Below are 586 nucleotides of genomic sequence, written 5' to 3'. Positions count from 1 at the left end.
CATATGTATCAAATCTTCTGCATGAAGTTATCATTCCATTTTTAATGGTACCGAATTTCTTATTATTTCGCTTTCCCCATTCTTTTAATCGTTTAGCAAAATCTGCATCTTCTGCCATAAGCATGTTTTCATTAAATCCGTTAATTGCCATAAAATCTTTTTTATAGCACCAAAAAACCCCTACAGATATAGCTCCATACTTAAAAAGTAAGGGGATGATTATTAACATTGCAGAAAAGAATATTCCTAAAGATATTCTTTCAAACTTCCCATTCACCCCACCACCAATGTATTTACCTGAAGATAAATATTTATCTACATTAGACAACACGGACTCTGTCATTATAGTATCAGCGTCTATAGTAACGATTATTTCTCCACTAGCTATTTCTGCCCCTGCATTTCGGATTTTAGATAAGTTTTTATCGTTATTTTTCAATGTAATACAATTATAAGATTTTGCTATTTCCTCTGTTTTATCTGTGCAACGATTTAAAACAACTATAACTTCCGTTTGCTCTTTATATGCCTCTGACGCCTTTGCAATTGAATCTAAACATTTTCTAATGTACTTTTCTTCATTATG

General features: G+C 31.6%; 1 protein-coding gene. It reads right to left on the bottom strand.

Annotation, left to right across the window (positions count from 1 at the left end; translation table 11 throughout):
- Positions 1-586 (bottom strand): glycosyltransferase (locus KI369_RS27840; RefSeq protein ID WP_212958871.1); only part of this gene is annotated, 586 nt, incomplete at both ends.

The sequence above is a fragment of the Bacillus sanguinis genome, from assembly GCF_018332475.1.
GTDB lineage: Bacteria > Bacillota > Bacilli > Bacillales > Bacillaceae_G > Bacillus_A > Bacillus_A sanguinis.
The sequence above is the reverse complement of the archived record's forward strand: the minus strand, read 5'-3'. Positions and strand labels throughout refer to the sequence as shown.